The sequence below is a fragment of the Pantoea sp. CTOTU50773 genome, from assembly GCF_032082325.1.
GTDB classification, from domain to species: Bacteria; Pseudomonadota; Gammaproteobacteria; order Enterobacterales; family Enterobacteriaceae; genus Pantoea; species Pantoea communis.
In genome coordinates, this window is the sequence record NZ_DAMDQC010000192.1 from 1 (window position 1) to 7,401 (window position 7,401).

The 7,401-nt window shown below is 55.6% G+C and carries 6 protein-coding genes; 3 read left to right on the top strand and 3 right to left on the bottom strand.

Annotated elements, in window-relative coordinates:
- From RT340_RS20590 to RT340_RS20600, 3 genes are all read right to left on the bottom strand, one after another.
- Positions 1-601, bottom strand: a 601-nt coding sequence (locus RT340_RS20590) for an ABC transporter permease (protein WP_313377608.1), incomplete at its 3' end; no start/stop codon positions are given.
- Positions 601-1,521, bottom strand: a complete 921-nt coding sequence (locus RT340_RS20595) for an ABC transporter permease (protein WP_097118783.1) — start codon at positions 1,519-1,521, stop codon at positions 601-603. The genes RT340_RS20590 and RT340_RS20595, both read right to left, overlap by 1 nt.
- A gap of 3 nt (positions 1,522-1,524) precedes the next feature.
- Positions 1,525-3,060: an ABC transporter substrate-binding protein gene (locus RT340_RS20600; RefSeq protein WP_313377609.1), complete on the bottom strand. Its 1,536-nt coding sequence runs from the start codon at positions 3,058-3,060 to the stop codon at positions 1,525-1,527.
- 201 nt (positions 3,061-3,261) lie between these two features.
- On the opposite strand from RT340_RS20600, the gene RT340_RS20605 reads away from it, so the two are divergent.
- The 3 genes from RT340_RS20605 to RT340_RS20615 all read left to right on the top strand — a co-directional run.
- Positions 3,262-4,395, top strand: coding sequence for an ROK family transcriptional regulator (locus tag RT340_RS20605; protein WP_313377610.1), 1,134 nt, complete (start codon positions 3,262-3,264; stop codon positions 4,393-4,395).
- 10 nt (positions 4,396-4,405) lie between these two features.
- Complete coding sequence (locus tag RT340_RS20610; protein WP_313377611.1) at positions 4,406-5,848, top strand: M81 family metallopeptidase; 1,443 nt, start codon at positions 4,406-4,408, stop codon at positions 5,846-5,848.
- Positions 5,845-7,401 (top strand): ABC transporter ATP-binding protein (locus RT340_RS20615; RefSeq protein WP_313377612.1); only part of this gene is annotated, 1,557 nt, incomplete at its 3' end. The genes RT340_RS20610 and RT340_RS20615, both read left to right, overlap by 4 nt.

Genomic DNA, 7,401 nt, shown 5'->3' on the forward strand with positions numbered 1-7,401 from the left:
TGTAATGGGTAATGATACGCGGATAGCGCACGCCCAGCATATGCGCGGCTTCAATGTACTCCATGTTCTTAAGGCCGAGCGTCAGGTTACGACTAAGGCGCGCATACACCGGAATGGAGAACAGCGAAATCGCGATCAGCATATTGGCCAGCCCTTCACCCAGCACGCTAACAATCAAAATCGCCAGTACGATACCGGGAAAGGCGAAAATAATATCCATCACCCACATAATCAGCGCATCGATTTTGCGTCCTGCCAGACCGGAGATGATGCCAAGCGGAATACCAATCACCATCGAGATCGCCACACTCAGGCAGACCTCGAACAGCGTGATGCGCGCGCCATAAATCACGCGGGCGAAGATGTCGCGGCCATAGTCGTCCGTGCCAAACCAGTGCGCAGCAGAGGGAGCCTGCAAGGTGTTCAGCAGATCCTGTTCGATCGGATCCCAATGGGTTAACAGCGGTGCTAACACCGCGGCCAGCACCACCAGCAGCACCAATCCGCCGCCAATCGCTATCGACGGATTGTTCTGTAGCATGCACAGGAACTGGCGACGGCGCGATCGTGTCGGCAGCAAAGAGGTATCGAGGCTGTTCATCAGTCGAACCTTATTTTTGGATTGAGCAGGCCAATCAATATTTCACCCACCAGGTTCATCAGCACCACGCCGGTGACCGCCACCAGCGTCACGCCCTGAATCACCGGGTAGTCGCGGTACTTCACCGAATCCACCAGCAGGCGGCCAATGCCTGGCCAGTTAAACACCGACTCCGTCACCACGGCGCCACCAATCAGGCTACCGAAGTTAAGTGCGACGATGGTGACAATCGGGATCAAGGCGTTGCGCAGCGCATGTTTCCAGTGAATATTCGCCGACGATAAGCCTTTGGCTTTGGCGGTACGAATATAGTCCTGACTCAGCACATCCAGCATGCTGGAGCGTGTCATGCGGGCAATCATCGCCATCGGCAAAATCGCCAGCGTGACGGTCGGCATCACGTAGTTCTTCCAGGAGTCCGCGCCCAACAGCGGCAACCAGCCGAGTTCCACCGCAAAGTAGTTCATCGCCAGCAGCGCGAGCCAGAAGTTGGCTATCGATGCGCCCGCAATGGTCAGCACCATCACGATTTGATCGGGAATACGCTGGCGATAGATCGCCCCGGTCATGCCCGCAGGCACGCCGATAGCAATCGCCAGCAGATAGGCCAGCGCCGCCAGCGACAAGGTGTAGGGCAAACGCTCGCTGATTTCGGTGATTACCGGGCGCTGTGACTGCAACGATTCCCCCAGATTGCCGTGCAGTGCTTCAGTAGCAAATTTGATGTACTGCAGCGGCAGCGGCTGATCCAAACCCAGCCGGATGCGCATGTTATCCACCGCTTCCTGCGGCGCTTCCGGGCCCGCCATCAGGCGTGCCGGATCGCCCGGCAACGCGCGGATGGCGATAAATACGATGATCGACACGCCGAAAATAATCAGCGGCAGCGAGAGCACCTTTTTCGCAACGTACGCTTTCATCAATCAGTTCTTCACTGCGTCACGAACCACAATCTGTCCGCCAGGCTGCATGGTGACGCCGCTGATGTTTTTGCGCGAGGCGTAGAGATCATCCTGATAGAACAGCAGCACCTGCGGAGCCAGCCCGCTGATCTGTTTCTGTGCCTGGAAATAGAGATCTTTGCGTTTCGCATCGTCGAGCGTGGAGGCGGCGGTATCGATCAGGTCATCGGTTTGCTTATCACTAAAGAAGCCGAGGTTCGCGCCGCCCGGTGCAAAGCTGGCGCTGTGATATAGCGGGCGCAGCTGCAAGTCGGAACCGTATAAACCGGATGACCACGACGCCAATACTGCATCAGTGCCCTGCTGGGCTTTCTCTTTGGCATCGGCGAAGGCGGCTTTGGTCCAGACGCCGCTTTCCATCTGGCGCACATTCAACTTCACGCCGATTTTAGCCCACAGCCCCTGCAACACCTGCGCGGTGCGCGCATCGGGTGCCTGAACAGCAATTGACATGCTAAAGCCATCCGGGTAACCCGCCGCTTTCAGCAAGTCTTTGGCTTTCTGCACATCGTAAGGATAATCCTTCAGATTCTTATCGTAGTTGGCATCGACCGGTGCCAGTGAAGAGTTAGCCGGCTGTGCATAACCAAACATGATGGCTTTCACCAGCGCCTGCTGATCGGTAGCAAAGTTCAGCGCCTGACGCACGCGCACGTCGCTCAACGCTTTGCTTTGCGTATTCAGATCCACCCAGAACACGGCCGCACCCGGCGACTGTTTTAAATTAACGTTGGCATTGTTTTTCAACATGCCGGCGAATTGCGGTGGCACCGGGTTAATAATATCGACCTGTCCGGATTGCAGCGCCATATTCATCACGGAAGGCTCACTGCTCCACGTCCATTTAATTTCATCAGGGCCGTTTGATTTACCCCAATAATCGCTGTTCTTTTTCTCCAGCACATATTCGCCAGATTTATATTGTTCCAGCTTATAAGGCCCGGTGCCGTCCGCTTTATTATTGATGCTGCCTGCTTTATCTGCGGTAGGGCTGACCATTAATCCTGGTCCCGATGCCAGCACGGTTAAAAAGGCGGGATTGATTTTTTTCAGCTCAAACTCAACCGTTAAATCATCGGTTTTTTTCACATCCTGAATAAAGGTGCGAACTTTACCGCTGCCCGCCAGACCGCGTTTGGTATCCAAATGGCGCTGGAAGTTTTCCACTACCGCATCGGCATTAAACGGCGTGCCGTCGTGGAATTTCACATTGGGGCGAAGCTTGAATGTCCAGTGTAATCCGCTGCTATCCGCACTCCAGGAGAGCGCCAGCGCAGGCAGAATCTTGCCGTCATCACCCAGACGCGTCAGGCCTTCATACATGTGATCGAGCACCGTGCCGGTAAAGGTAGCGGTCTGGTTGCCCGGATCCATGCTGCGTGGCGGTTCGTTTTGCATAATCACCAGCTGGCTGGCCATTGCCGCCGAGCTTGCCAGTGACGCCATGATACAACCGGCCAGCGTCAGTACCTTTAAATGCTTGAATGTGCTTTGCATGAAGGCCCTCAATGAATCATTGAAATGTTAGGTGAATTAACAACGTTATATAAGGCACACTCTCTGAACAAAAGCCAATACTTAAGTTCATATATTTTACTTATAGTTAGATCTGCGTTCAGAAAATTAACTAAATATCGTTGAATTTGTTTTCCAGCCTCATTATTGTCAGGTCATATCGCTAATGCAGTGAGAACCAACATGCTCAATGCCCACCAGCAGCAAATTTTGCGTCTGCTTATTGCCTCGCACGGCATGAGCCGTACCGCTATTGCGGAAAATATGAAGTTGAGCAAAGCCGCGATTAGCCCACTGGTCAAAGAGATGCTGAATGCCGGATTGCTGGAAGAGAGCCTGGCGGAATCCAGTGGTCAGGGTCGGCCATCGGTATTATTAAAAATGCGTGCTGACAGCGCCTATTTTCTCGGCGCCTCGCTACTCGGCGAGTACGTCGTTTTAGTGCTGATTGATATGCATGGACTGGTGCTGGCGAGCACGCACATGCCACTCGATCCTGATCCCCAACAGCTGAGTGTGACGCTAGCAGCAGCGATTCCCGATTTGATTGCGCAGAAAGGCATTTCAGCCGATCAATTAATTGGCTTGGGCGTTACGCTTTCCGGGTTTGTGGATGAAAATCAGGCAATTTGCGTGCAATCAGCGCTTCTGGGCTGGAAGAATGTCCCGCTGGCCGACATGCTCAAACAGCAAACCGGGCTGGACGTCTCGCTGGAGAACGATGCCAAAGCGCTGGCCGTCAGCGAGAAGATCTTCGGCGTGGCGAAAAAAGCGCGCAACTTCACCCTGATTTCCCATGGTGACGGCATCGGTTCCGCACACTTCTTCCAGGGTCAACTGCATCGCGGCGCACACGGCGGGGCCGGTGAAATCGCCCACTGCACCATCGAACCCGGCGGACGCCCTTGCCGATGCGGCAAACGCGGCTGCCTGGATACTCTCGCCTCGCTGACCGCGATTCGCGAGAGCATGCGCGATAAAGCACTCGAGAGCCAAACCATCGCCGAACTGGAAGCGCTGGCGGTGAAAGGCAACAGTGCCGCCATCGCCATTCTGCATCAGGCTGGTCACGCGCTGGGCCTCTCGATCGCCAACATTATTCAGATGAACGATCCCGAATTGATCGTCATCGCACATCAACCCGATGCTTTTGACGGCTTACTGAAAACCGTGGTGATGCAATCCATTGATAGCAACGTGTTGCCGTCGATCATGGGCAAAACCCCGATTTCCAGCATCGTGATCAGCGAACAGAGCTGGGCGCGCGCCGCGGCAAGCGTGGCAGCATATCGATTTATCATTCAATTACCCGACTAGCGGAGGCTTTATGCGCATTGCTTTTGGTGGCATTCATACGGAGTGCAGTACGTATAACCCGGTGCTGAACTATGCCGACGACTTCCGCATCGTGCGCGGTGACGATCTGCTGACCTACCCCTACTTTGCTTTCCTGCAGGATTACGATGCCGAATTTCTGCCGACCTTCCATGCGCGCGCCATCGCCGGTGGCCCGGTGGCGCGGGTCACTTATGATGACTTCAGGCAGGATTTTCTCACCCGTCTGCAAGCCCAGCTGCCGGTGGACGGCGTCTACCTCGCCATGCACGGCGCGGTGTATGTGGAAGGGATGGAAGATGCCGAAGGTGACTGGATTACTGCCACGCGCGAACTGGTCGGCCCGGATTGTCCGATCACCGTCAGTTACGATCTGCATGGCAACGTGACGCAGCGCATCATCGATGCCATTGATATGTTCTCAACCTATCGCACGGCGCCGCACATCGATGTGGAAGAAACCATGCGTCGATCCGTGTCGATGCTGGTGAAAAGCCTGCAAACCGGCGTGAAACCCGGTGTGATTTGGGCACCGATTCCGGTGGTGCTGCCCGGTGAGCGCACCAGTACCGAAGATGAACCGGCAAAAAGTTTGTATGCGCGTTTGCCGGGTATCAATGAAATCGACCACATTTGGGATGCGTCGCTGATGGTCGGCTATGTCTGGGCCGATGAACCGCGCGCCACTGCGGCGGCGATCATGACCGGTACCGACGCCGATGTGCTTTCCGAACAGGCAGCAAAACTGGCGCTGGCATACTGGCAGGCGCGCGACGAGTTTGTCTTCGGCTGCGTCACAGGCAGCACCGAAGAGTGCGTGAAAATGGCCATCGCCAGTGAAACTGCACCGGTGATTTTGGCCGACTCGGGCGATAACCCGACCGGTGGTGGCGTGGGCGATCGTGCCAATCTGCTGGCAGAGTTGATTCGCCAGGGCGCGCAGGATGTGATCGTCGCCGGAATCACCGATAAACCGGCCACCGATGCTGCTTTTGCGGCAGGCGTTGGGGCGAAACTCACTCTGACGATCGGTGCCACGCTCGATCCCGCAGGGGGGAAAGTTACTGCAGAATTTGAAGTCCTGCTGGTGAGTGATGATGCGCGTTCGCTGGCTAAACAGGCGCTGCTGAAAACCGGCGGCATTACGGTGGTGGTCGCCGATCGTCGTCGCCCTTATCACAATATCGCTGATTTTGAATTGCTGGGGCTTCATCCTGCGCAGGCAAAAATTGTGGTGGTGAAATCGGGTTATCTGTCACCGGAACTGGCACCACTTGCTAATCCTAACTTGATGGCGCTGTCTGAAGGCGTGGTGGATCAGTACGTCGAACGTCTGGCGCGTAAACGTAAACTGCAGCCTGCCTATCCTTTCGACACTGACTTTGAATTTCTGCCGGTCAGCACCCGTTCGGCTCGCTTTGTGGCGGCCAAATGAGTCACGAGCCGGTCTTGCAGGTAGAAAACCTCACCGTTGCGTTTCGCCATGACGATCAGTGGCGTGAGGTAGTGAAGAACGTATCGATGACCATCAACGCCAGTGAGACGCTGGCGATTGTCGGGGAGTCGGGTTCGGGCAAAAGCGTGACGTCGATGGCGATTATGCGCTTGCTGAATATGCGCCACGCGCGCGTGACCGGCAAAGTGCTGCTGAACGGCGTGGACCTGCTCAATCTGAGCGAAAAAGCGATGCGCGATATTCGTGGCAACGCCGTGGCGATGATTTTTCAGGAGCCGATGACCAGCCTCAACCCCTCTTTCACCATTGGTCACCAGATCGCTGAAGTCCTGATCAACCATCGCAACATCAGTAAGCGGGCGGCGCGGAAAGAGACGGTGAAGCTGCTGGAGAAAGTGCGCATTCCTAATGCCGCTAAACGCTTCGATGATTATCCGCATCACTTTTCCGGCGGCATGCGCCAGCGAGTGATGATTGCCATGGCGCTGGCGTTGCGACCAAAACTGCTGATTGCCGATGAGCCGACGACCGCACTGGATGTCACCATCCAGGGGCAAATTCTCGACCTGATTAAGACATTGCAGGAAGAGGAAGGCACCGCGGTACTGTTTATCACCCACGATATGGGCGTGGTGGCGGAAGTTTCAGATCGCACGTTAGTGATGTATCAGGGTGATGTGATGGAAACTGGCACCACGGCGGACATTTTCTCGGCGCCAGCCGCGGATTATACGCGCACGCTGATCGCTACCGTGCCGCAGCTCGGCGCGATGCGTGGCATTTCGGGGCCGCAGAAGTTTGCGCTGAAAGGTGATGCGGTGGCACTGCTACCTGAGCGCCCCGCTTCGCAACAGCCGCTGCTGTCGGTGAAAAACCTCAGCACCCGGTTCAGCATCCACGAAGGGCTGTTAAGCCGCAAAACCGGTGCGGTGCATGCGGTGGAGAATATCTCTTTCGATCTGATGCCCGGCGAAACCTTGTCGCTGGTCGGTGAATCCGGCTGTGGAAAATCCACCACCGGTCGCTCCCTCACCCGGCTGGTGAAAGCCGATGCCGGCGAGATCGCTTTCGACGGTTATGACGTGCTAAATCTCTCCTCCAGCGAACTGCGCCAGTTACGTCGGGCGATGCAGATGATATTTCAGGACCCGTTCGCCAGCCTCAATCCAAGGATGTCGATTCTCGAAGCCCTGACCGAGCCTTATCTGCAACATCAGCTCGGCAGTAAACAGGCTGCTCGGGAAAAGGCGGCGGAGTTGATGGAACGTGTGGGTTTGTCTTCGGCGATGATGAAACGTTATCCACATGAGTTTTCCGGCGGTCAGCGCCAGCGCATCTGTATTGCCCGTGCATTGATGCTCGACCCCAAAATGATTATTGCCGATGAATCCGTCTCTGCGCTGGATGTGACTGTCAAAGCGCAGATTATTAATCTGCTGTTGGATCTGCAGAGCAGCCTAGGGCTGTCTTATCTGTTTATTTCGCACGATATGGCGGTGGTGGAACGCATCAGCCATCGCGTGGCGGTGATG

Bases quoted from the DNA above. Each gene is read 5' to 3' on its own strand.
- RT340_RS20595 (WP_097118783.1), bottom strand. From the start codon at position 1,521: ATGAAAGCGTACGTTGCGAAAAAGGTGCTCTCGCTGCCGCTGATTATT.
- RT340_RS20600 (WP_313377609.1), bottom strand. From the start codon at position 3,060: ATGCAAAGCACATTCAAGCATTTAAAGGTACTGACGCTGGCCGGTTGT.
- RT340_RS20605 (WP_313377610.1), top strand. From the start codon at position 3,262: ATGCTCAATGCCCACCAGCAGCAAATTTTGCGTCTGCTTATTGCCTCG.
- RT340_RS20610 (WP_313377611.1), top strand. From the start codon at position 4,406: ATGCGCATTGCTTTTGGTGGCATTCATACGGAGTGCAGTACGTATAAC.